This is a genomic window from Arthrobacter sp. UYP4 (genome assembly GCF_057291175.1).
In genome coordinates this window covers 1-21060 of record NZ_JBXAVU010000009.1, presented here as the reverse complement: position 1 = coordinate 21060, position 21060 = coordinate 1, and the positions used below count along the sequence as shown (strand labels likewise).

At 61.7% G+C, this 21060-nt stretch carries 21 protein-coding genes and 2 pseudogenes; 7 read left to right on the top strand and 16 right to left on the bottom strand.

The genetic code is table 11. From position 1 onward, the window contains the following. The first annotated feature begins 586 nt into the window (after positions 1–586). The 3 genes and pseudogenes from AC0Z9V_RS17555 (at position 587) to AC0Z9V_RS17545 (ending at position 4777) form a co-directional block, all read left to right on the top strand. Entirely contained in the window at positions 587–1423 is an 837-nt protein-coding gene (locus tag AC0Z9V_RS17555) for an alpha/beta fold hydrolase (protein WP_485142296.1), read from the top strand. Positions 1424–1431: 8 nt separating this feature from the next. Next, positions 1432–3216 (top strand): putative bifunctional diguanylate cyclase/phosphodiesterase, encoded by a 1785-nt coding sequence (locus AC0Z9V_RS17550; protein ID WP_485142295.1) that lies wholly within the window; start codon positions 1432–1434, stop codon positions 3214–3216. A 294-nt stretch (positions 3217–3510) separates the two neighbouring features. Continuing rightward, positions 3511–4777: pseudogene (locus AC0Z9V_RS17545) on the top strand (IS256 family transposase). Positions 4778–5140: 363 nt separating this feature from the next. On the opposite strand, the gene AC0Z9V_RS17540 reads toward AC0Z9V_RS17545, so the two are convergent. Then, positions 5141–6382 (bottom strand): GAF and ANTAR domain-containing protein, encoded by a 1242-nt coding sequence (locus AC0Z9V_RS17540; protein WP_485142294.1) that lies wholly within the window; start codon positions 6380–6382, stop codon positions 5141–5143. A gap of 694 nt (positions 6383–7076) precedes the next feature. Further along, the gene (locus AC0Z9V_RS17535) at positions 7077–7844 is read right to left on the bottom strand and encodes an ANTAR domain-containing protein (protein ID WP_485142293.1); all 768 of its coding nucleotides are present in this window, start codon (positions 7842–7844) and stop codon (positions 7077–7079) included. Positions 7845–8129: 285 nt separating this feature from the next. Here AC0Z9V_RS17535 and AC0Z9V_RS17530 point away from each other — a divergent pair, with 285 nt between their 5' ends. Next, positions 8130–8420: an ANTAR domain-containing response regulator gene (locus AC0Z9V_RS17530; RefSeq protein ID WP_485142292.1), complete on the top strand. Its 291-nt coding sequence runs from the start codon at positions 8130–8132 to the stop codon at positions 8418–8420. Positions 8421–8564: 144 nt separating this feature from the next. Then, complete coding sequence (locus AC0Z9V_RS17525) at positions 8565–9308, top strand: GAF and ANTAR domain-containing protein (RefSeq protein WP_485142291.1); 744 nt, start codon at positions 8565–8567, stop codon at positions 9306–9308. A 31-nt stretch (positions 9309–9339) separates the two neighbouring features. On the opposite strand, the gene AC0Z9V_RS17520 is transcribed toward AC0Z9V_RS17525, so the two are convergent. The 14 genes from AC0Z9V_RS17520 to AC0Z9V_RS17455 form a co-directional block, all read right to left on the bottom strand. Then, the gene (locus AC0Z9V_RS17520; RefSeq protein WP_485142290.1) at positions 9340–9570 is read right to left on the bottom strand and encodes a DUF2188 domain-containing protein; all 231 of its coding nucleotides are present in this window, start codon (positions 9568–9570) and stop codon (positions 9340–9342) included. A gap of 140 nt (positions 9571–9710) precedes the next feature. Then, positions 9711–10307: a recombinase family protein gene (locus tag AC0Z9V_RS17515; RefSeq protein ID WP_485142289.1), complete on the bottom strand. Its 597-nt coding sequence runs from the start codon at positions 10305–10307 to the stop codon at positions 9711–9713. 138 nt (positions 10308–10445) lie between these two features. Continuing rightward, a complete protein-coding gene (locus AC0Z9V_RS17510; protein ID WP_019483745.1) occupies positions 10446–11351 on the bottom strand; it encodes an AAA family ATPase in 906 nt (301 codons plus the stop codon). Further along, positions 11338–12594: a transposase gene (locus AC0Z9V_RS17505; RefSeq protein ID WP_485142288.1), complete on the bottom strand. Its 1257-nt coding sequence runs from the start codon at positions 12592–12594 to the stop codon at positions 11338–11340. Before AC0Z9V_RS17505 ends, AC0Z9V_RS17510 begins: the two co-directional genes overlap by 14 nt. Before the next feature lie 237 nt (positions 12595–12831). Then, a complete protein-coding gene (locus AC0Z9V_RS17500) occupies positions 12832–13395 on the bottom strand; it encodes a recombinase family protein (RefSeq protein WP_024475803.1) in 564 nt (187 codons plus the stop codon). Between the two features lie 253 nt (positions 13396–13648). After that, positions 13649–14221, bottom strand: a complete 573-nt coding sequence (locus AC0Z9V_RS17495; RefSeq protein ID WP_019483742.1) for a hypothetical protein — start codon at positions 14219–14221, stop codon at positions 13649–13651. A 1150-nt stretch (positions 14222–15371) separates the two neighbouring features. Beyond that, positions 15372–15704, bottom strand: coding sequence for a DUF3040 domain-containing protein (locus tag AC0Z9V_RS17490; protein ID WP_084442800.1), 333 nt, complete (start codon positions 15702–15704; stop codon positions 15372–15374). 186 nt (positions 15705–15890) lie between these two features. After that, positions 15891–16358 carry a succinate dehydrogenase hydrophobic membrane anchor subunit gene (locus tag AC0Z9V_RS17485; protein WP_019483739.1) on the bottom strand — a complete coding sequence of 156 codons (468 nt, stop codon included), beginning with the start codon at positions 16356–16358 and terminating at the stop codon, positions 15891–15893. After that, the gene (locus AC0Z9V_RS17480) at positions 16355–16939 is read right to left on the bottom strand and encodes a dTMP kinase (RefSeq protein ID WP_019483738.1); all 585 of its coding nucleotides are present in this window, start codon (positions 16937–16939) and stop codon (positions 16355–16357) included. The genes AC0Z9V_RS17485 and AC0Z9V_RS17480 overlap by 4 nt, the downstream gene beginning before the upstream one ends. Further along, positions 16936–17151: a hypothetical protein gene (locus AC0Z9V_RS17475; RefSeq protein WP_019483737.1), complete on the bottom strand. Its 216-nt coding sequence runs from the start codon at positions 17149–17151 to the stop codon at positions 16936–16938. The genes AC0Z9V_RS17480 and AC0Z9V_RS17475 overlap by 4 nt, the downstream gene beginning before the upstream one ends. A gap of 142 nt (positions 17152–17293) precedes the next feature. Next, the gene (locus AC0Z9V_RS17470; protein WP_019483736.1) at positions 17294–17626 is read right to left on the bottom strand and encodes a helix-turn-helix transcriptional regulator; all 333 of its coding nucleotides are present in this window, start codon (positions 17624–17626) and stop codon (positions 17294–17296) included. A 70-nt stretch (positions 17627–17696) separates the two neighbouring features. Beyond that, positions 17697–17894: a hypothetical protein gene (locus AC0Z9V_RS17465; protein WP_019483735.1), complete on the bottom strand. Its 198-nt coding sequence runs from the start codon at positions 17892–17894 to the stop codon at positions 17697–17699. A gap of 32 nt (positions 17895–17926) precedes the next feature. Beyond that, a complete protein-coding gene (locus AC0Z9V_RS17460; protein WP_019483734.1) occupies positions 17927–18289 on the bottom strand; it encodes a helix-turn-helix transcriptional regulator in 363 nt (120 codons plus the stop codon). Between the two features lie 58 nt (positions 18290–18347). Continuing rightward, a complete protein-coding gene (locus AC0Z9V_RS17455) occupies positions 18348–19529 on the bottom strand; it encodes a TerC family protein (protein ID WP_019483733.1) in 1182 nt (393 codons plus the stop codon). Positions 19530–20030: 501 nt separating this feature from the next. Here AC0Z9V_RS17455 and heR point away from each other — a divergent pair. Both heR and AC0Z9V_RS17445 read left to right on the top strand, forming a co-directional pair. Next, positions 20031–20717 (top strand): annotated as a pseudogene (gene heR / locus AC0Z9V_RS17450) (heliorhodopsin HeR); the annotation flags it as partial. A gap of 56 nt (positions 20718–20773) precedes the next feature. Continuing rightward, on the top strand, positions 20774–21060 hold a 287-nt coding region (locus AC0Z9V_RS17445; RefSeq protein ID WP_485142287.1), incomplete at its 3' end, for a helix-turn-helix domain-containing protein.

Below are 21060 nucleotides of genomic sequence, written 5' to 3'. Positions count from 1 at the left end.
AAATTGTCTCGCAACCTTGCCCGCAGTCATACTTCAGCGATACCGCTTAGGAGACATGGTAGCAAGACATGGAAGGAACAGGAGCGGCAGGGGAGTGGAAGTGTCTCAACCGGATGTCTTGCAACCCATCGGTTGCGAGAACATACCCATCCAGCATCAAAGCACTTGAAAATGGTTAGCGCTGAGGATGGGATCCTTTGGCTTCGTACAGTCAGCGTCTGCCTCAGGTATGAGTCGTTGCATCCGAGTGACGGTAGGCTGTGCGGGCCCCGATGGTAGGTAGTTGCTTTGGATACTCAATATTGGGTCAGGTTCTGCCCAAGTCATGGACCGGTTTCGAAGGCCCGCCGTAGGATCGGCGGGAAGGGTGTTCTCACTGAAGGCCGAACGGTTGACCTGTTATGCCGGGGAAGGATCGCCACTTCGGCCAGTCGGGGAGCTTGCTCATTGCTGCTGGTTGAAACTGCTGAGACGCCTGAGTTGACGCAAGCCTTGACTGTTGATGGTGAGCGCGTACATGCCAACAGTCACTAGCGGGGCATCAGTCCTCACTCCCCGCTTCACCCCATGAGAGAGCAGATTTGCTGTGAACGCTGGAACCTCGAACCTCATTGATCGGCACAATGTCAGATTTAGTGGTCGGCCTGACGGACCGGTGCTGCTGTTCGCCCACGGGTTCGGGTGCGATCAGAGCATGTGGCGCCGGGTGATCCCGTTCTTCGAGGACCAGTACCGGATCGTGTTATTCGACCATATGGGATCGGGGCTGTCCGACCTCGACCAGTACGACTCCGAGAAGTATTCGACCCTCGACGGCTATGTTGCGGATGTGCTGGCCTTGTGCAGTGAGCTTGAGCTTCACGATGTTGTCCTCGTCGCACACAGTGTGGCGACCATGATGGCCATCGAGGCCGCTATCGCAGAGGCCGATAGGTTCCGCGGGCTGGTCCTGGTAGCGCCGTCGCCGTCATACATCGACGACCCATCCGAGGGCTATGTCGGTGGGTTCACGCAGCAGGATATTGACGGGCTTCTGGAGTCTTTGGACAGTAACTACTTCGCGTGGTCGGCCTCGCTCGCTCCCATCGTCATGGGTAACCCCGATACACCCGAATTGACGAATGAGCTCGAGGCGAGTTTCTGCCGCACCAACCCCGACACGGCACGGAACTTCGCGAGAGTCAGCTTCCTCTCCGACATACGCTCGCACCTGACCGACCTGACTGTTCCGGCGCTGATCCTGCAATGCTCCGATGACATGCTCGCCCCTGCCGAGGTAGGCCGTTACCTGAACGAGCGGCTGGCAGGCAGCACGCTCGTCGAACTCGCAGCGACCGGACATGTACCCCAGGCCAGCGCCCCGAAGGAAACAGCACAGGCGATCCTGCAGTACCTACAGCACCAGGTGGCAAGCCTTTCATGACGTCGGCCATGGACTACGAGCAGCTGTTCCAGCAGGCACCGTGCAGCTACCTGATCACGGATGAGGCGTGGACGATCACTGCCGCTAACGCGAGCTTCCTGGCCTGGACGGGGTACGGCAGCGACGACGTGATCGGAACACCTTTACCCCGGCTGATGCCGATAGGCGACCGTCTTCTCCACTCCACCCACAGTGCACCTCAGATGCAGCTCACCGGAACCGTGTCGGAGGTGTCCCTTGAGATCCTCGACATGGAAGGACAACGCCGGGCCGCCCTGCTCACAGCTGTCCGGGCAGTCCGTTCCGACGGTGGTGTGGAGATCCGGGTCATCATCTTCAGTGCGCACGAACGCCGCCAGTACGAGCTTGAACTCGTCGCGGCCCGCCGGCGCGCGGAAGAGTCCGAAGTCCGCAGCGTCCGTGCCGAGGCCGGCCTGCAACACCTCGCACTGCACGACTCCCTCACTGGGCTGCCGAACCGGGCGGGTCTCGCGGCTATCCTCGAGCGGGATATCGCCGAACCACTGCCCAGCATGAAGATCGCGGCTTTGTTCGTGGACCTCGATCACTTCAAGTCGGTCAATGACAGCCTGGGACACAATGCAGGGGATGAGCTACTGAACATCGTGGCGCGACGGCTTTCCTCAGCCATCCGGGATACAGGGACCGTCGCGCGGTTCGCTGGAGATGAATTCGTCGTGGTTGAGCAGGTCAGTGCCCTGTCCGATGCGACAGTACTGGCCCAGCGGCTGCTCGAAACAGTGAACAGTCCGATGATCATCGAGGGCCTGGAAATCATTTGTTCCGCAAGTATCGGTATTGCCCTCACCGATGACCAGGGCGCCGATGCCGATCGGCTGCTGCGGCGAGCTGATATCGCCATGTATCGGGCGAAAGCGCGGGGCCGCAACACCTGGGACGTCCATGATCCTTCCGAGTCCGATCCGGCAGTGAACCGCATGCGCCTCCTTGGAGAACTCCGCCACGGCATCGAGGCCGGGCAGCTGCGCGTCCACTACCAACCCCGCATAGACGTCGCGACGAGCATCATCAACGGTGTCGAAGCATTGGTCCGGTGGGAACACCCGACGCGAGGCCTTCTACAACCCAGCGACTTTATCGACCTGGCAGAGGAATCCGGACTCATCCGAGATCTGGGCGCTTGGGTGCTCAATGAAGCGATCAAGCAGGGCGCCCATTGGAGCGCTTCGACCGTGGTGCACACTCCGGTCGAGATCGCAGTGAATCTCTCCGCCCGCCAACTCATCGATCCGCAACTGACCGGAATCGTCGAAGCCGCCCTTGCCCGGCACCATTTCGATCCTCATATGCTGACCCTGGAAATTACCGAGACCGCGCTCATGGACAACCCAGCGGTAGCGCTCACGGTGCTCACTGCTCTCAAAGCACTGGGCGTAGGACTGGCCATCGACGATTTCGGAACCGGTTACGCGAGCCTGACCTACCTCAAAGACTTCCCCATCGACGAACTCAAGATCGACAGGTCCTTCGTCAGCGGACTCGGCAGCAATGACGGGGATGGCGCAATCGTCGCGAGCTGTATTCAGCTCGCTCACGCCGTGGGCATCAGAGCCGTCGCTGAAGGAGTCGAAACAGACAACCAACGCTCCACCCTGCTCAGCATGGGCTGCGACCTCGCACAGGGATACCACTACAGCAGACCCCTCAGCTCGGAACACATCACCAACTGGATCACCAGCCGTACTCGTGCCACACCCGAGAACATGTTTGGTGACACACGATTACTAGCCGATCTCGACAACACTCACTGACAAGCCCGACACGTCGACGGAGAACCAGCACGGCGTAGTCGGAGGCCCGTGTATCAGGTCATCCATCAAGGACTTTGATCGGACTCGTGGAGGCAGGCCGCTGCTTCAGCACGCAATGTTCTGCTGTGCTTCGCTCTACATGCAGAACGGCTTGCCGTGGAAGTGTTGCGATTCAGGCTACTCGTGGCTTGCGTGGGCGGAACGGGGGACTGTAAGAAAAACGGTGTGTGAGGGCCCGGCCTGATCCGAAAGGAGATGGCCGTGAACGACTTCACGACCGAAGTAGCAGAGGCGATGATCGATCCTGTGACGGGAGAGATCATCGATCAGAAGGACCTCGCCGAACGGTTGCTCGCGCAGGCCAAGGAGCAGGGCGTAAGCCTCGTCGGGCCCGGCGGGCTGCTGAACCAGCTTACGAAGAACGTTCTCGAGACCGCCCTCGAGGCGGAGCTGACCGAGCATCTCGGGCATGAGCACGGGCAGACGCCGATCGCGGAGAACATGCGCAACGGCACGCGAGTGAAGACGGTGCTGACAGAGATCGGCCCGGTCGAGATCGAGGTGCCACGGGACCGCGACGGGTCGTTCGAACCGGTGATCGTGCCCAAGGGGAAGCGCCGCCTGGATGGCATTGATCAGATCGTGCTCTCCCTGTCCGCCCGCGGGCTGACGACTGGGGAGATCGCAGCGCATTTCGAGGAGGTCTACGGGGCGAAGGTTTCCAAGGACACGATCAGCCGGATCACGGAGAAGGTCGCCGGTGAGCTTGCTGAGTGGTCCTCCCGTCCGTTGGATCCGCTCTACCCGGTCCTGTTCGTTGATGCGATCGTCGGTGTTGGTCAGGGACGGGCAGGTGCGCAACACCCCGTTCTACGTCGTCATGGGCGTGACGACGAATGGGGAACGCGAGATCCTCGGAATCTGGGCCGGGGACGGGGACGGGGACGGAGGTGAGGGAGCCAGGTTCTGGCTGCAGGTCTTCTCCGAGCTGAAGAACCGAGGCGTCCAGGACGTACTCATCGCCGTCTGCGACGGCCTGAAAGGGCTGCCGGAGGCGATCACGACGACCTGGGAGCGGACGGTGGTGCAGCAGTGCATCGTGCACCTGATCCGCAACAGCTTCCGTTACGCCGGCCGGCAACACCGCGACGGGATCGTCAAAGCCCTCAAACCCGTCTACACGGCGCCGTCCGAAGCTGCGGCGAAGGACCGGTTTACGGAGTTCACCGCGGAGTGGGGCGAACGGTATCCGGCGATCATCAAGCTCTGGGAGAGCTCCTGGGCCGAGTTTGTGCCCTTCCTCGAATACGACGTAGAGATTCGTCGGGTCATCTGCACGACAAACGCGATCGAATCCATCAACGCCCGCTACCGGCGAGCCGTCAGAGCACGCGGACATTTCCCGAACGAGACCGCGGCACTGAAGTGTCTCTACCTCGTCACCCGATCCCTTGACCCCACCGGCGGCGGCAGAGCACGCTGGGTGATCAGGTGGAAACCCGCGCTCAACGCATTCGCGATCACCTTCGCGAACCGGTTCGAAAGAACCATTCACCGATGAAAACCGCCGGACCCCACACACCGTTTATCGGACAGTCCCCGGAACGGATCTAGGTCAACGGTAAGACGCAAGGCATGGGGGACAGGGTTGGCACATACGAGATCGTGCATCATGGCCAGCCACCGCAGGGCGCTAGCTTCTTCGGTGAAGTACTCGCTTAGTACAGGGCCCGCAGATAGGGATGATTATGGGAACTTGAGTGGAGACCACTTCCGCAGCCTGACTTGAGCCCAACACACCTCTGTAGCGGGCAGCTGATCAATCCGTTGTACGTCAGCGTCCCCCTATAGGTCGTCTCGCAACCAACCTCACCGCGGTCTCGTCAGTTGCATCCATCAGTGACGAGACGCTCTTGATGCTGGGTTAGAGGGTGAAGTGAAGCTCCGGTGGGGAGCCGGTCGCCTGCTTGACGATGTTCGTGGCGAGGTCGCGCAGTTTGATGTTGCGGGTGTTCGAGGCCTTTTTCAGGATGTCGAAGGCTTCGCCTTGGGTGCAGTGGTTCTGAGCGATGATGATGCCGATGGCGATGTCGATGCTGGTCCGAGTTTGCATCGCCGAGCGCAGGTTGACCGTGGTGTTCTCGTGGAGGGCTGCGCGCATCATCATGTCCATGGACATGGCGGTCTGTCCTGCAAAGACCGTGGCGACGCGCTGCCTGTCCGCTGTGAAGAAGCCCTTGGGCTGGGCGTAGAAATTCAGGGATGCGGAACTGTTGGCACCACTGTTCAAGGGAACGCTGAGGATTGAGGAGTATCCCAGGGACGCGGTGACTTTGAAGAACGGCGGATACGCCGGATCACTCGTGTCGTCGGCGACCTGCACCTGCGCGGCGCGCAGGGCATGCGGGGCGGGACCGCCGCCTGTACCGGCTTGTGCCCTTTGTGCCTTGTACATGGCAATGATTTGAGGCGATGCACTATAGAACAGGGTTTGTCCGTCGTTGTGTCTGAACATCAGTCCGCACGGCACCGATCCATCGTCGCTGAAGAGCTGCGCACCGAGAACCGTGAGTCGCTCGAAGAAGTCCGTGACGTTCCTGCTATCGAGCACAGAATCCGGTGGCTCAATCACCTGTGACGCGCCAGACTCAGCATGAGCGGAAGCATACCCACGACCGGTTGGCTCTGACGAGCGGCTGGCGGAGACGGCAGCGGTTTGATGACGGGTTCTGAAGGGATCCAGGTCGATGGTCAGGCTCAGGGTGTGCTCGACGGGATCCTGGCAGAGCATCTCGTGCATGAGGCGCAGCCACCGGAGTGCTTCGTCCTTGTCGGTGAAGTACTCGGAAGGATACACAGCGTGCTCGTAGGGGGCGGAGAGCATCCGGTCCATCGGGGTGCTGCCGAGCATCGCGGCAACCAGGATGTTCCGGGCGGAGGAGAACACCCGCCGCGCCTCGGGGGAAACGTCGACAGTCATGCTTACGTCGACAAGCAGGGCGTACTGGCGGTGCTGGGTGAGCTCGAAGCTCTTCTGCAGGATCTCGAGGGCGTCCTGCTCCGTGATGGACATCGGCTGCGCCATGGACACGAACACCGCGCACCGGTCCAGCCGCACGATCCGGTAGTTCTCGAAACTGGTGTTGGCTGCACTGACGCTGGTCATAAAGTCTTTCCGGACAGGATCTAGTCGGTCATCATCCTCCTTGATGCCAACCCGAGGTTTCGAGACCAGCTGGACCTTAAAAGATCCTCCCATTCTAATTGCAGGCACTCATGGTCATTGAACTCCACCCATCCCGGCCTGGCATCAACCGCTCCACCTACCATCCGAGCGGCAGCGCCTCAACCAACCCAGGATCACAGCAACAGGCACCGGCCCCGCAAAAACGCATACGGACTTCAAGACGACCTGTCGCCGCAGGTCACGGGTGAGCAAAGAAATTCAGTTCGCGGCACTGACAGGGGTTGTGACAATAGCCAACCCATCTTGCTTGTGCATGCCCGCGGCGACCAGCGCGTCGAGTTGCAGCTGGGCGTTCTGACTCGACGTGCTGAACCTGGTGTATTCGAGATGAGGTGCTGGGCTTTGGGTGCGGTGGTGGGTGTCCAAGGTGGCAGGGCGCTCACTGAAGACGTGGCGGTCACCGGATATGGTGTTTGACTCGGTCAAAGACATCGCCGACGTGAATCTGGTGGTGAATTCCCCTCGTCCGGTCAAGCAGCCAGCTGGACGAGGGAACATATGCCGGCCAGATTTTCGGCCTCCCCCTCGCCCCCCTTGACCATTACCCAGGTTTGCTCCTAGACGGGTCCTACCTCGCACGCGCTGCGATGCCAGGTGGTGCTTGTGCCCTGACTTAGCTGTCGAAGTGCGTTGCGGGGGCGCTTTGGCCTAGACCGTGCACCACGACCTCTGCGAGGTCGCGGAGTTTGAGGTTGCGGGCACTGGAAGCGGCTTTAAGGATGCTCATAGCTGTGTCGTGGCTGCACCGGTTCTGAGCCATGATGATGCCGGTCGCGACTTGGATCGTGGTGCGCGAATCCATGGCAGCACGCAGATGCTGGTTCGCCTCGGAGAGGTGGGCGATCCGTACTGCCGTCCGCAATGCCTTGGAGGCTTCCCTGGCGAGCCGCGCTGCTGCGTCTACAGTTTCGTTGTCGAAAGCGTCCGGTTGGCTCGCGTATAGGTCAAGGGCGGCGGTGGCACCGCCGTCGAGCGGGATCGGCACACCGAGGGCTGAGCGCAACCCGTGGTTATGAACGGCTGCACTGTAGGGGCCGAAGCGTGACTCGGTGTGGAAGTCGGTCACCACGTACACGGTGTTCTCGCGTGCCGCGCGCAGGCACGGCCCATCGTCGAATCGGTACTGAACCTCGTCCATTTTCTTCGCGTGGTCGCTGCTGCTGCCGACCGTGGCCTGTGTCCGGGGCCGCAAGAGTGTTACTGCGGCCAGTGCCTCGTGATCCGGTCGGGACAGCGTGCGCGCTGCTTCCTGGGCAAGACTCGTGAGGAACGCGCCGATGTCAGCACTGTCCAGAACCATGTCCTGAAGGGTTTCCGGAACCGAAGGGGTGCTGACGGTTGGCAGAAGGCTGGGGTGATCAGACATGAGGGCCGCTTTCACGCTCCGGGTCTTCTCCCACCACCGTGGCCGGGTACCCATGAAGCATTATCAGGCGCCCTCTGCTAAACGACCTCCCACACTTTACAGCCGATACGCCACCCCGCGGGATTCCTCGACCTCCCGCGCCAGCCCGCCCACAACAGTGATGCGCGTCGATGACCAGCCGTGGAAGCAGAGGTGCGTTGCGCATGCGTCCTGCCGGGCCCGCTTTCTCGCCGACCGTGATGTGAGACAGTGTCTCCGGGGAACAACATCGCATGGTCTCACCGAGTGAAGGGCCGGTCCGTGGGGGATCAGGACGAGCGTGGAACCAGCAATGATATGAATCCCGCGTTGGAGCAGGTTCTGCAACGACTGCGTGAAATGAATGAGCACCTCACCCAGATGGCTGAAGCTGTCGAAAGCCGGGACATGATTGGTCAGGCCAAGGGCATCCTTATGGAGCGGTACAGAATCTCCGCAGATGAAGCTTTCGCGTTGCTCGTCTCCGCGAGCAACGGCAGCAACACCAAGCTCGGCCGGGTCGCCTCAGCCCTGGTCACCAGCGGCCAGCTACCCGGTGCTGGTCATCGGTAGCAGCAATCAACAACCTGTCGAGGTGACCGACCGCACCAGCAGACAGGGTCGAAGCGTGAAACAGCAGCACACCCCTCGCTCGCATCGCGATCGCAGAGCACACGAGGAGAGGGTGCGATAATCAGAAGGACGGTGGAGTGGTAGATGACCAGTGGAACAACGGATGACCAGGATGCTGTTGTCGGCGGTGGCATCGCGGAGCAGCTAACCGAACTGGCCCGGGACCTGCAGCAGGAATCCGGGATCGAGCAGGTCCTCAACGAAATCGTCCAAACTGCCATCCGGCTGATACCCCACGCCTCAGAAGCGTCCATCAGCGTCGTGAAGGCCCGCAGGACGGTCGAATCCCGTGCAGCGTCGGGGGACCTGCCCCGGGATGTCGACGCGGTGCAGTCCGAAACAGGGCAGGGACCGTGCATGGATGCGGCGTTTCGGGAACAGATCGTCCGGGTCCCCAACATCGGTGAGGAAGCCCGGTGGCCGCGGTTCGCCGAGCGCGCCTGGGACCTCGGCGCCCGAAGCATGCTGTCCTTCCAGCTGTTCGTCGCCGGCGACAACCTCGGCGCCCTGAACGTCTACGGCAACACGGTCGGGGCATTCGATGAGGACGACGAGGAAATCGGGCTGCTCCTCGCAGCCCACGCCGCAGTCGCTTTCGCTGACTCCCAGGAAATCAGCCAACTCAACGCAGCCCTGATCAACCGGGACATCATCGGCCAGGCCAAAGGCATCCTCATGGAACGCCATAAGATCAGCGCACAGCAGGCCTTCACCCTGATCTCCACCGCCAGCGCGAACACGAACACCAAACTCATCGACGTCGCCGAACACCTCACCCAAGTCGGCGAACTCACCACCGGACGCACACCTGGTACTAAGCGCCGCTAGAGCGACTAGCATCCGAGCACTTAGAAGCCCGTCAGCCCTTTGAGGAACGAGGGTCCCTGCTACGGGGGTAGGTGTTCCGCTCACCGATCTGACCGTTCTCCTTGTGCACCACGTGCTCCACACTGCGGTCAATCGCCATTTGCCGACCGGCCGCCTGAGCTTCGGCCTTTGTAGATGCGCTGTTGGAAGCGTTCTGGTTTCCTTCGGCCTTATTGATCCAGCGGTCGCCCTGCTTGCTTGTATGAATGTCACCCTTAGCCATGGTGCCCTGCCTCCCCTTGATGGAGGCACCATAATCACACGGGCTGCCGACAGTTCGAAGTGGAACGAGCCCCCGCCCAGTCGACCGGTTGTGCACCTACGGGTTGCTACTCAGTCGCTCTGAGCACGCTGTCGGCTCAATCAGGCAGGTGAAACGTCATTGATTGCGTGCGCTTGTTGGTGTCTATAGAGGGTGGCGCGGCTCCATCCGACCAGGCGGGCAGCTTCATCAGCGGTCCGACCTTTCGCTCGTGCATCGGCTGCGATCGCGAGTTTGTCTGCAATGACCTTTGGGTTCGCGGCTGGTCGTCCGAACTTCGTCCCGTTCTGCTTTGAAGCGGCGATGCCAGCATTGATGCGTTCAACGATGAGCTCCCGCTCGTACTCGGCGAGGGTGGCGAGCATGTTCAGCATCAACCGTCCGGTCGATGTCGCAGGATCAATCCCATCTGACAGGGACCGGACGAGGATCCCGCGATCGCGGAGCATGTTCACTGTGTTGAGGACGTCAATGAGCGAGCGACCGAGACGGTCGATGCGCCACACGACGAGAGTGTCGCCTGCGTCGGCGTACGCGAGCAGCTTCTTCATGCCCGGCCGCTCGATCGCAGCCCTGGTCCCTGAGGTAACGTCAGCGAACACATCCCTCTTGTGCACGCCGGCGGTGACCAGTGCGTCCAGCTGCAGCTGCGCGTCCCGGCTCGACGTGCTGACCCTGGTGTATCCGAGATGCCTCATCCAGCCATTCTGTCTCAGAAACCCCAAATGCGCGTACTTCTAGGACATATTGCATCGAGACAAGTTTATGAGACAAAGAGAAGCCCGTGATACCGGGGGTGTGAATCGCAGCGGTAAGTGGCGTTGTTTGCGCGGAATTCAGTGGCCGATGAGGAGTGCTTCGCGGGCGGCGTCGACAACCTCGGGGGTGAGTGTGTCGAGGTTGTTGAGGGCCTGGATGCGTTGGATTTGGGTGATGAGTCGATCAACGAGGCGGAAGTTCCCGGCGGTGATGCGGACGATGGTCGCGATCGCGGTGGTTTGTGCGAGGGGGTCGGTTGTTGTGGTGCTGGCGGGGAGTCGTTGGGTGAGGACGGCGGTGAGCTCCTCTGGGGTGAGTGGTCGGTATTCGTGGGCGAATCCGATGCGGCTGTAGAGCTGGGGGTAGCGGGCGAGTCTTTTCTCGATGCCGGGCATCCCGATGAGGATGACGCCCATGTGGTGGCGGTCGAAGTAGTCGCGGACTTGTTCGAGGCCAGTGGCCTTGAGCCGGTCAGCTTCATCGATGATGAGGAGTTCGGTGCGGCCACTCGATCGGGATTCGGTGTGGACGTAGGGGTCGACGACGCCGTGTTCGGCGTAGTCGACTGCGAAGGAGATCTGTTGGCAGGCTTTCGGGAGGCCGGTGTCGATTTGCCGGACGGTGGCGGCGACGGTGGGGGTGAAGAACGCTGTGCGCGCTTGGAGGACCGCGGGCGGCACGGGGCCGAGCTGGTCGGCGAACAGGGTGTGCCATTGTTCCCAGTCGTCGGCGGCTGCGTAGTGCCGGGCGGAAAGGGTTTTGCCGATGCCGGGCGGTCCCCAGCACAGCCCGATGTAGCGGTGGGTTCGGACGGCGTCGGCGAACTCGGTGAAGCGGCGGTGCTCCCTGGTACTGAGGAAAGGGGGACGGGTCGGTAGTGGTGGGGCGTCGTCGTTGACCTCGGCGAAGTCGCCGGTCAGGAAGCGGCGGCCGTCGTCATCTTTGCCGAAGAGGACTGTGTGCTTGGCGTTAGTCGGTCGCATAGAGACGCAATCTGTTCTGTCGGGGAGCTACCTCTACGGGCGGCGGCGCTGGAGTGGATTCCGCGTCGCTCGAGTCGGTCAGCCCGGTCAGGTGTGATGGATCGATCGGTGTGTAGCGGGTGTCGGTAGGGAGCGCGTCAGCGAGACTGCGGCGTTGCTGGAGTTGCTGTTTGAGCTCACGCCGGCGCGTGGCGCGGGCAGCCCGGAGCTCCTCTAGGGAGACGTGTTCGGCGGCGAGCTCGGGGGCGATAGCGCGGCAGAGGTACTCGTTGTTGAAGTAGACGCGGATTTCGCCGACGTCGCGGGGGGTGAAGCGCACGGTGACATGCTCACCGACATAGGCGGCGAGGATGGGTGAGATGTATCGGGTGGAGGCGAACTGCACGCCGTCGCGCTGCACTTTCCGGGTGGCAGCTGCAGTGAGGAGGAGCAGGTCTAGGTCTTCGGGCCGGGCGGGGCTGCGCGGGATGAAACCGGAGGAGGCCCAACGGTGTGCGGGTGTGTCGCCGGTCTGGGAGTGATTGCGCTGGTTGTACTCGGTGACGATGAAGCGTTCAAGGATCCCGTCGAGTTGCTCGAGATTCAGCGACGGCGGTGAGACGGGTTTCCCGTTCGTGCCGTGGGGGATGTACCCGGGCAGGTGGGGCAGCAACTCGGTGGTGATCGTGCCGTAGAAGCGTTCGATCTTCCCGCGGCCCTGCGGGACGCCGACCTGTGAGTGGATGAGCTGAATGTGGGTGTCGAGGCACACCTGTTCGAGTCGGGCGGAGGTGAAGTCGGAGCCGTGGTCGCTGTAGAGGACATCGGGCAGACCGGACACAGGCCAGGCGGGATGCGTCTTGCGGTTCACGGCCTGATGCAGTGCCAGGGCGGTCTGCTCGGCAGTCGGGGCACCGAGGAACACGGTATAGCCGGCGACAGCACGCGAGTAGTCATCGAGTACGACGGTCAGCCACGGCCGCGCCGGGTCGCCGGCCTTGTCGAGGATCATGACGTCCAGCAGCGTGTGATCGGCCTGCCACTGCTCGTTCGGGTGGTCCGCGGTGCGACGGAAGGCCAGTTCGAACCTGTCCCGGTATGCGGCGTCCCCGTGATGGGCGAGGGTCCGCAGGCCCGGGTCGATGCCGGCGATGATCGCCCGGACGGTGGAATAGCTGGGCGCCGGGAGCCCGCGGTCGCGGGCGATGTCGGCTACCCGCCGGTGGATGAAGGCTTTGCTGGGTTCGGGCCGGCGAAGCGCCAAACCCTCGATAGTTTCCACGAGCTCTGCGGGAAGCCGCCTTCTACCGCGGTCACGCCGACGGGCTGGCCGGAGGCTGGTCGACGATGGATCGGTCCGGTACGTGCTGGCCCAACGGCTCAATGTCCGTAACGGAACCCCCGACTCCGCGGCGACACGGGTCCACGGAACGCCCTGGTCGTGCTGGCGCAGCAGGTCGATCTTGTCATGGACGCTGCGCCGCACCTCGGTCGTCCGCCTCTATGCCCTGACGTCTTCGCCGAGATGGCGGTAGATCGTCCCACGCGAGACCCCGAACGTCTCCGCGATCTGCTGCACCGTGTATGTCTTCTCGTCATACATGGCCCGCGCCTGACGGATCTTCGTCGTACTCATCTTGATCCGCCCACCACCTTTACGCCCGCGAGCCCGCGCTGCAGCCAGGCCGTCCTTCGTACGCTCCACGATGAGATCGTGCTCGAACTCCGCGATCGCCGCGAGCATATGGAAAAACAACCGCCCGCCCGGAGTCGTCGTATCAATACCCTGCGAAAGCGCCTTCAACCCGACGCCCCGCTTCTCGAGCCCATCCACGACTTCCTTCAGATTCCGTACCGACCTGCCAAGTCGGTCGAGCTTCGTCACGACCAGGGTGTCACCGGCACGCAGATAGTCCAGCGCGTCATCGAGGGCTGGCCGCTTCGCAAGAACGCCGGAGGCGTGTTCGATGAAGACCTTTTTGCACCCGGCAGCTTCGAGCACATCGGTCTGACCGTCGAGATTCTGCTCCCGGGTCGACACGCGCGCATAACCAACAGCTGCCATAGCCCGAAACTGTACCGCGAACGTCGGTGACAGTACATAGGTCTCGGACACGGCCCATGGAACACGACGCACCGTTCCGAGTCCTCTTGCTGTTAAGTGTCTTATGGACGGTCGTTCGCGGACGCTGGCCGCGAATTGCTCCGTATGAGCGTAAAGATCTGGATCCGCGGCTCAGGATGAATGAATTCCTCGGTGCCTCAACAGGGACGCCCTTCGCGTGGCTCTGTGCGCAGCAGTTTCGATGGCTTCGCCACTATCCGGTGACCAGAGCTTTGAGGAGGGCGGCTGCCAGGCATAGTGCGGCCAGGGCCAAGCCCAGGATGAAGGTCTGAGGAACTACCCGTTCGCTTCGAAGATGTGCTACTACCCATCCCAGGCTGCCCAGTCGGACGACTGTGATGAGGATTGCCAGTTGCAGCGCAAACTCCGGGTCAATCCAGCCCACCAGTGCGGCGGTCATGAGAAGTGCGGGGCCGACCGCGGCTGATGCTATCGGTACTGCATGCCACGCCTCACGTTTGAGGTGCGACGTGGTTGCTTGGTCGGGTGCCGCTACCCGGATTCCGACGTGTTCGGCCAGCACGTGTGCGATGAAGGTTGAAGCGCCAGTGCCGATGATGTAGGTCAGAGCTTTGAAGGTGAGTAGGTCCTGTGGGTACAACGCGATAAGCGCAGCAAGGATCAGAATGTCCCCGTACACGAAAGCTGTGATCCTGCCCGAGGCGTCTTCCCTGCTGAGCGGCCGCTTCGAACGCAGGTGGAAAAGCTGATAGACCGAATCCCGGACAAAACGATATGTAGACCTCTTCAGGTGGTCCTGGTTCACAAACTGCTTCGCTCTCTCGTGTGTGGTGTCACGCGTGTGTCGACGCGATCGCCGAACGTCAGTGCACCGGAACCCGCCCTGCGTCGTCTGCCGTGCAGAAAGGGTTGTGGAAGACGCGATGGACGCATATCGCGTGGTCTCGCTGTTGATCTCCAGAATCCTGCCAAAGGCAGTGATGTAGAAGCGCAGCGGGTGCGACAGGTCTGAGGACAGATGAGTTAGGGCATATAGGGAGCGTAGTACGGTAGGGAGTCATCAAGGACAGGCACCAGTACGGTGAAGGAACCGCCCGCGTGAGTGACGGTCATTGGCACTACTGACCCTGCATCAGCGCCGGCTCGCTCAAAGATAAGCGGACCCGCACTCTCGAGACGAACCGAGTTCCTGCCGCGGACTAACATCCTTTCGGCTTCTCCCGCCACGGTGATCTCGAGCATAAGGTCCTTATTACCATCGTTGATGATGGTGCCCAGAACACGCCCAGGCTCCTCGGCGGACTCGCCAACAATCAGAATGTTCTGCAATCGGACGTTTCCGCTTGATTCGTGCACTCCGTTACTGGAGGAGTCTTTCATCCCTGTACCAATTGGGTTCGTGAACGAGCACCCACACAACGTCATTCCGAGCACTACAACACCGCCGATCGTTACAGCAGACTTAGCTCTTGTTCTCACCTGGGCTTGGAAGGCTCCTACACGCCGCGCTACGACCAAGGCATGATTGTGAGCTCGATTCCAAGGGCCAGGTAAAGGTGAACGCGGGTGCTGGGCCCTTGAGGTGGCGGCGGTCCATGTGCGGTCAGAACTGTTCACGCGAGCCTACTTCCAGTCAATTACTGCACCCGCTGGAGGTCTATCCCAGCCGCAGCATGCAGTCCTGTCCGCCGAAGAGTGCAGGGACTCTCGTTGCGACAACGAACTGGATATGGGGATGCTTCCCTCCATTACAATAAGTAAAGCAAACTTCACCTATTGTGGCTAGGGCCGCCGGCCAAGCTCACTCCAGGCCGTGGCCGTGGCAGTGCAGGTGCTGCGTTTCGCCTGTCTACTGTTCGTGCGTCGGACCCTGTGTTCTGAGTCGCTCCCAGCAGTACGGACGGCGACGGATCAGGCAGCGTACTGACATGAAGGTATCGTCCAGCTCGACCTTCTTAAAGGGGCTTCGTACTCGACTGCGGACCCGACGGACGTGTCGGACCCGGCGGTGATGTGTCCCTTTGTTCTGGTGGAGGCGGTGGTGTTCCTACGATGCCGCCGGCGACCATGATGACGAAACCGGCGACACCTATAGCTGGGGCGGACAGTGCTATGGAGGTGATCACGGTGAGCATCCCTACGACGATCATGATGAACGCTGCTTTGCGACGTCGTGGGGGGTGCGGGAAATTTGGGTGTTGCAGGCGCGGGGCGCGCTCAGAATCCTCGATCGCGAAACGCAGTTCGAGCTCCTCGAACCGGGAGCGTTCTTCGTCCGATAGTGCCATGACAGATTTCTCCTTACAGGTGTATTGGACCGGTCGTTGTTGGCCTCAGCATCGAGTTGGGTGAGAAGTCGACCGGTGTTGGCGGCACGAGCGGTCACTTGGTTGCCGATCGGCTGCCTTCGGCGGTTTCCGTGATCGTTTACGGCTTCGTGACATGCACGGCCAGACCTTGTGCCGGTGAGAGTTCTAGGGTGGTCCGGCCGAGCACAGCGCGGGAAGCGTGCTCGGGGAAGCTCCGACGGGGCAGGGGTCGAAGGTGAAGATGACCAGGGAACCGAGTGCGATGATGACCGCGGTGCAGGTGTAGAGCACGGCTTTGAGCATCATGCGTGTCCGGGCGGTGTCGGTGTAGTCGTTGATGATGACGCGAAGCCCGTTGGTGCCGTGGAGCATGGCCAGCCAGAGCATGATCAGGTCGAACCATTGCCAGAAGGGGTGTGCCCATTTGCCGGCGACGAAGGCGAAGTCGATTTGGTTGATCCCGTCGCCGAGCACGAGGTTCACGAAGAGGTGCACGAAGATCAGCACGACCAGGAGGGCGCCGGACCAGCGCATGAAAAGCCATGCGATCAGCTCGAAGTTGCTTCCTGTCATCGATCGGCTGCGGGGTGCCCTGATGGGGGCCCTTGTGCCGTCGTTTCGGGGCGTGCTCATGAGGGGAGCCCCAGACCGCACACACCGAGTTCCTGCAGCATGGCCTCGACGAGTTGCCCGGCAGGGTTGCTGGCGTCGATGGTGATGAAGGACGGAAATTCTACGAGCTCCCGGTAGGCCTCGTCGAAGGCGTGGAGGTGCTCGAGGGTCTCGGTGTCCGCGGCCCGCCGTCGGATCCTGCTGTAGGCGATGTCGGGTGGCACGTCGAAGTAGAAGACGATGTCGGGGGTAGGCAGGGCCTTGGACAGGAAGGGCAGGAACCAGCCTGATTTCAGGCCCCTCGCTTGCCTCAATGCCGCCTGGCAGTACAGGTATCGGTCCATGATGACGACCCTGCTACCTGGCCGGGCGCGCAGGTGAGAGATGAGCACGTTAATGCAGCGGATACTCGTCTCGACAGTATCGAGCAGGCGCACCGGGGGCTTGATTTTCCGCCTACCACACCAGGCCGTGATGCTCCGCCGCCCAGAACTGTTCTTGGTGAAGACCGCAGGATACTCGGCCGCGCTAAGCTGCTGCGCGAGCATCTGCCCGGCCGTCGTCTTGCCCGCCCCGTCGATTCCGGTCAGAACGATGATCATGGTCCGCCACCGCCGCGCGGGTAGCGGAAGAGCGTAGGGACGGTAGAAACCAAAGCATTGATGCGCTGTTCCATGACCTGCAATGCGGCGTCCGCAGCGGTGTCAACAGTCTCGTCGATGCTCTCAGCGTTGCCCTGGCCTGCTTCACCCAGCCCTGATTCTCGTTCTGGTGATCGGTGATCAGACTGGAACAGGCGGCCCCCGTCGATCATGGCCTCTTTCCAATCCTCGTGTCCGCCGCTTCCTGCCCCTCGGAGACAAGGATCTCCCGACGATGCATGGCATTGCGGTGAGGTCGGGCCAGGACACCGGCCGGCAGTGACCTGATGCTGGTGGGGGTACGGGTGGGCGCTCTCACGTTCTGTCCTTCCGTGTCGTTGTAGCGGTTGATCCGAAGATCGATAGGAGTGCGTCGACTTCCTGATGAGCGATCGCTGGGTGGCGAAAGTGCTGGTGCGCGTTGATGACATAGCGTGTGCGCCGTCCTTCCTTGATGCGCTGCAGGTATCCCGTGTCCTCCAGGTCCTTCAGGATGTGCAAGGTGGCCCTGCCGGTGATCCCGACCCGTGCGGCTATGTCATCGACCAGGGCGCTCGGGTCCCCAGCGACCACGATGAGGACATGCCCGTGGTTCGTCAGGAAAGTCCACGAATGGGCGTGGGCACCTCGTTGCTCTGGTGGCGTCATTAACGGTTGCTCTTCTGCTGGTGTCGGCCTCGCGCGCGCCAGAGGTACTGCGCCGCTTCTGATCTCAGAGCTATTCGTCACTGTCCTCGTCCTGCCCGTCGTCTTGTCCGTCGTCTTGTCCGTCGGGGCTGCCGTCTTGGTTTTCGGCGTCTTCCTGCTCCTCGACTCCCGGTCCTTGCGGCACTTGCGTGTCGTCGCATCCGGTGATCAGCAACGCCCCTGTAAGGAGGAGCCCGGACCCGAGGAGGGCTGTTCTGCGGTGTTTCATGAGGAGTTTCCTTCTGGTCGTAGCCCGGGGTCCTAATAGCGTGTATCGGCTGGCGATTGAGTGAAGATCGCCAGGAGCGCACCGATCTCCTTGTGCGAGGTCGCCGGGTGGCGGAAGTGCTTGTGTGGGTCGATGGTGTAGCGGGTGCGCCGTCCCTCCCGCATCCGGTACAGGTACCCGGTGTCCTCCAGATCCTTCAGGATCTGCAGTGTCTTGCGTGGGCTGATGCCGACCGTGGCGGCGATGTTCTCGACCAGGGGGTGCGGGTCCGTCGCGACGACCAGCAACACATGCCCGTGCTGGGTGAGAAACGTCCACGGGTGTCGTCGGGCGGTGCGGCGGCTGGTGTACAGGTCGACTGGTGTGGTGGGTCGATTGGTGGGCGCTGATGGCATTGTGATTCCTTTCCTGGACAGGTTTTGTTACGAGTGAGGGATGACGACAGCTCGGTGGCTAGTGGCGCGGTGCGTCGAAGTGGTCACCGCTGGAGGAGCGACCCGGTGTGCTTTGATCACCGCTGTGTGCGGCATCGTCCACCGGATCCTGATCAGCGTCAGGTGCCGGCGCAGCATCGACTGATGCGGCACGCGAGGCGCCAGGTGATGGGGCCTTGGCTGTGGTTTCCCGGCGGGTTCGCTTCCACAGGGGCTCGAGTTCTGCCAGTTCCTCGGGTTCCGCGGTGCGGAAGGGCGCTTCGGCGGGCGCAGGTGGTTCATGGCGTCCCTGGCCGCGGGTCTTGATGAGGCTGGCCGCGATGGAGACGGTGAGGATGGTGGTGATGACGGCGAGGGAGATCGTGGTGGGGATGTAGTAGAGGTCGATCTTCAGGGCCATCTTGATGCCCACCCAGATCAGGACGATCGCGAGTCCGATCTTGAGGTACACGAAGCGGTGGATGAGGTCGGCCAGGAGGAAGTACATGGCGCGCAGACCCAGGATCGCGAAGGCGTTGGCGGTGAAGACGAGGAACACCTCGTCGGTGACGGCGAAGATCGCAGGAATGGAGTCCACGGCGAAAACGATGTCGGTGACTTCGACCAGGACCAGGACCGCTAGAAGCGGGGTGGCGAGCAGGATCCCGTTCTTGCGGATGAGGAACCGCTGGCCATGGAAGGCATCGGTCATGGGCACGTAGCGGCGGAAGAGTTTCAGGGCACGGGATTTTGAGGGGTCGATGTGTTCGTTACGCTGGATGAGCATCCGGTACCCGGTGAAGAGCAGGAACGCGGCGAACAGGTAGAGGACCCAGCCGGCGCTGGCGATGATCGCGGATCCGGCGGCGATGAAGATCGCCCGGAAGACCAGGGCGCCGAGGACCCCGAAGAACAGGACCCGGTGCTGGTACTCGCGGGGGACGGCGAAGAACGTAAAGATGATGGCCCAGACGAAGACGTTGTCCACGGCCAGGGACTTCTCGATGAGGTAGCCGGCGAAGTACTGCTGACCGAACTCGGCCCCCCAGAACCGCCACACGATGGCGCCGAACGCGACGCCGAAGAACACCCAAACAGCCGACCAGGCCGCGGCCTCACGGACGCTGATCACATGGGCTTTACGGTGGGCAACGAGATCGACGACGAGCATAATCAGGATGAAGCCGATGACGGCGAACCAGACCCACAACGGGACGTCCATGAATAAGCACCTTCCAGTTAGTTGTTGAACCAAATGGAGGTCTCTCCCGGCCGAGCGGAATCGGCCCTGTCCGCCGGAGGATGCTGGGATCCTCGTAGTGACGACGAACGGACAGGGGATACTCCCCTCCATGTACTGACAAGTGAAGCACAGTTCACCCATTATGGGAAGGGTTCTATCGACGACGTTCGCGTCCTGCTGTGCCGACTGCCTTGACGACGCTGGAGAGGAACCGCTCTTCGCCACGCTCTCTTACTGGAGGACTCAGATGAACCACTCGCCCTGGCGACCACCGGGAGCATGCTGCAACTGGCCGGAGGTGGGCGGTCGATCCGATGCGATGCTGCGGTTGGACCTGGACCTGGACCTGGACCTGGGCCTAGAGCAACAGAACTGCTGAAAGACTAATTGCTGAGAGACGAAGCATTCCTAGGCACACTGAATGGTCAATGTTAGCTTGATGGCCCCGGACGATTTAGGTTCGCTCTTATCAGGAGTGCCATGACCCGTGCAGCCCGCTCAAACTCAGACATCAGTCCGGCTGACGTGAGCGATGTGAGCCCTCATAGCTTCCGTCGACTGCGACGCATCAACGTCGTAGCCGGCTCGCTGCACCTCCTGCAGGCCGTGATCTTCACGATCATCCTGGCGATGCTCGACAACCAGGTCACGTTTCCCGTCACCGCGGACTACCTGGCAGGACCGCCCGGATTCCCGCTCCCGCCCGAGCGCGTGGAACTCTTCGCGGTCAACGTGGGCGCCGGCGTCGTGGTGTTCGTGGCACTGTCCGCCCTCTTCCACTTCGCGGTTGCCTCACCGGCATTCTTTCCGCGCTACGAAGCCGGCCTGAGGGTCCAACACAACTACTTCCGCTGGGTCGAGTACTCGCTAAGCTCGTCCGTGATGATCTGGCTCATCGCGCAAACCACCGGAATCACCGACATCGCAGCCCTCATCTGCCTGTTCGCCGTCAATGCGGCGATGATCGGCTTCGGCGCCCTTCAAGAGAAGTATGAGAGGCCCGGTAGCGGCAATTTCTTACCCTTCATCCTCGGATCACTGGCGGGGATCGTGCCCTGGATCGCCATTTTGATCTACTTCCTGTCCATCGGATCTACGAGCGCGGCGGAACCGCCCGCCTTCGTCTACGGGATCATCATCTCGCTGTTCCTGTTCTTCAACATTTTCGCCATGGTGGTCTCAACCGGTCAATGCACCACTCCTTGGCAGGATGAGTGGTGGAGGTGCGTGTGGAGTTCACAGAGGAGCAGCAACAAGCGATTTGGGAGGGGTGGCGGGACGGTGAGTCGTTCCGTCAGGTCGGTGACCGGGTTGGGCAACCGGCGCATGTGGTCCAGTACTTCCTCCGGGGCTATGGCGGAATCAAGCCGGATGTTCCTCGGCGGAACTGCCGGCACCTGACTCATCAAGAGCGCGAGGAGATCTCTCGCGGTGTTGCAGCAGGGTTGTCGCTGCGCCGTATCTCCGTGGCCTTGGGGAGGTCTCACTCGAGCATTTCGAGGGAGCTCGC

Bases quoted from the DNA above. Each gene is read 5' to 3' on its own strand.
- AC0Z9V_RS17550 (WP_485142295.1), top strand. From the start codon at position 1,432: ATGGACTACGAGCAGCTGTTCCAGCAGGCACCGTGCAGCTACCTGATC.
- AC0Z9V_RS17540 (WP_485142294.1), bottom strand. From the start codon at position 6,382: ATGACCAGCGTCAGTGCAGCCAACACCAGTTTCGAGAACTACCGGATC.
- AC0Z9V_RS17525 (WP_485142291.1), top strand. From the start codon at position 8,565: ATGACCAGTGGAACAACGGATGACCAGGATGCTGTTGTCGGCGGTGGC.
- AC0Z9V_RS17520 (WP_485142290.1), bottom strand. From the start codon at position 9,570: ATGGCTAAGGGTGACATTCATACAAGCAAGCAGGGCGACCGCTGGATC.
- AC0Z9V_RS17515 (WP_485142289.1), bottom strand. From the start codon at position 10,307: ATGAGGCATCTCGGATACACCAGGGTCAGCACGTCGAGCCGGGACGCG.
- AC0Z9V_RS17510 (WP_019483745.1), bottom strand. From the start codon at position 11,351: ATGCGACCGACTAACGCCAAGCACACAGTCCTCTTCGGCAAAGATGAC.
- AC0Z9V_RS17500 (WP_024475803.1), bottom strand. From the start codon at position 13,395: ATGGCAGCTGTTGGTTATGCGCGCGTGTCGACCCGGGAGCAGAATCTC.
- AC0Z9V_RS17490 (WP_084442800.1), bottom strand. From the start codon at position 15,704: ATGGCACTATCGGACGAAGAACGCTCCCGGTTCGAGGAGCTCGAACTG.
- AC0Z9V_RS17485 (WP_019483739.1), bottom strand. From the start codon at position 16,358: ATGAGCACGCCCCGAAACGACGGCACAAGGGCCCCCATCAGGGCACCC.
- AC0Z9V_RS17480 (WP_019483738.1), bottom strand. From the start codon at position 16,939: ATGATCATCGTTCTGACCGGAATCGACGGGGCGGGCAAGACGACGGCC.
- AC0Z9V_RS17475 (WP_019483737.1), bottom strand. From the start codon at position 17,151: ATGATCGACGGGGGCCGCCTGTTCCAGTCTGATCACCGATCACCAGAA.
- AC0Z9V_RS17470 (WP_019483736.1), bottom strand. From the start codon at position 17,626: ATGACGCCACCAGAGCAACGAGGTGCCCACGCCCATTCGTGGACTTTC.
- AC0Z9V_RS17465 (WP_019483735.1), bottom strand. From the start codon at position 17,894: ATGAAACACCGCAGAACAGCCCTCCTCGGGTCCGGGCTCCTCCTTACA.
- AC0Z9V_RS17460 (WP_019483734.1), bottom strand. From the start codon at position 18,289: ATGCCATCAGCGCCCACCAATCGACCCACCACACCAGTCGACCTGTAC.
- AC0Z9V_RS17455 (WP_019483733.1), bottom strand. From the start codon at position 19,529: ATGGACGTCCCGTTGTGGGTCTGGTTCGCCGTCATCGGCTTCATCCTG.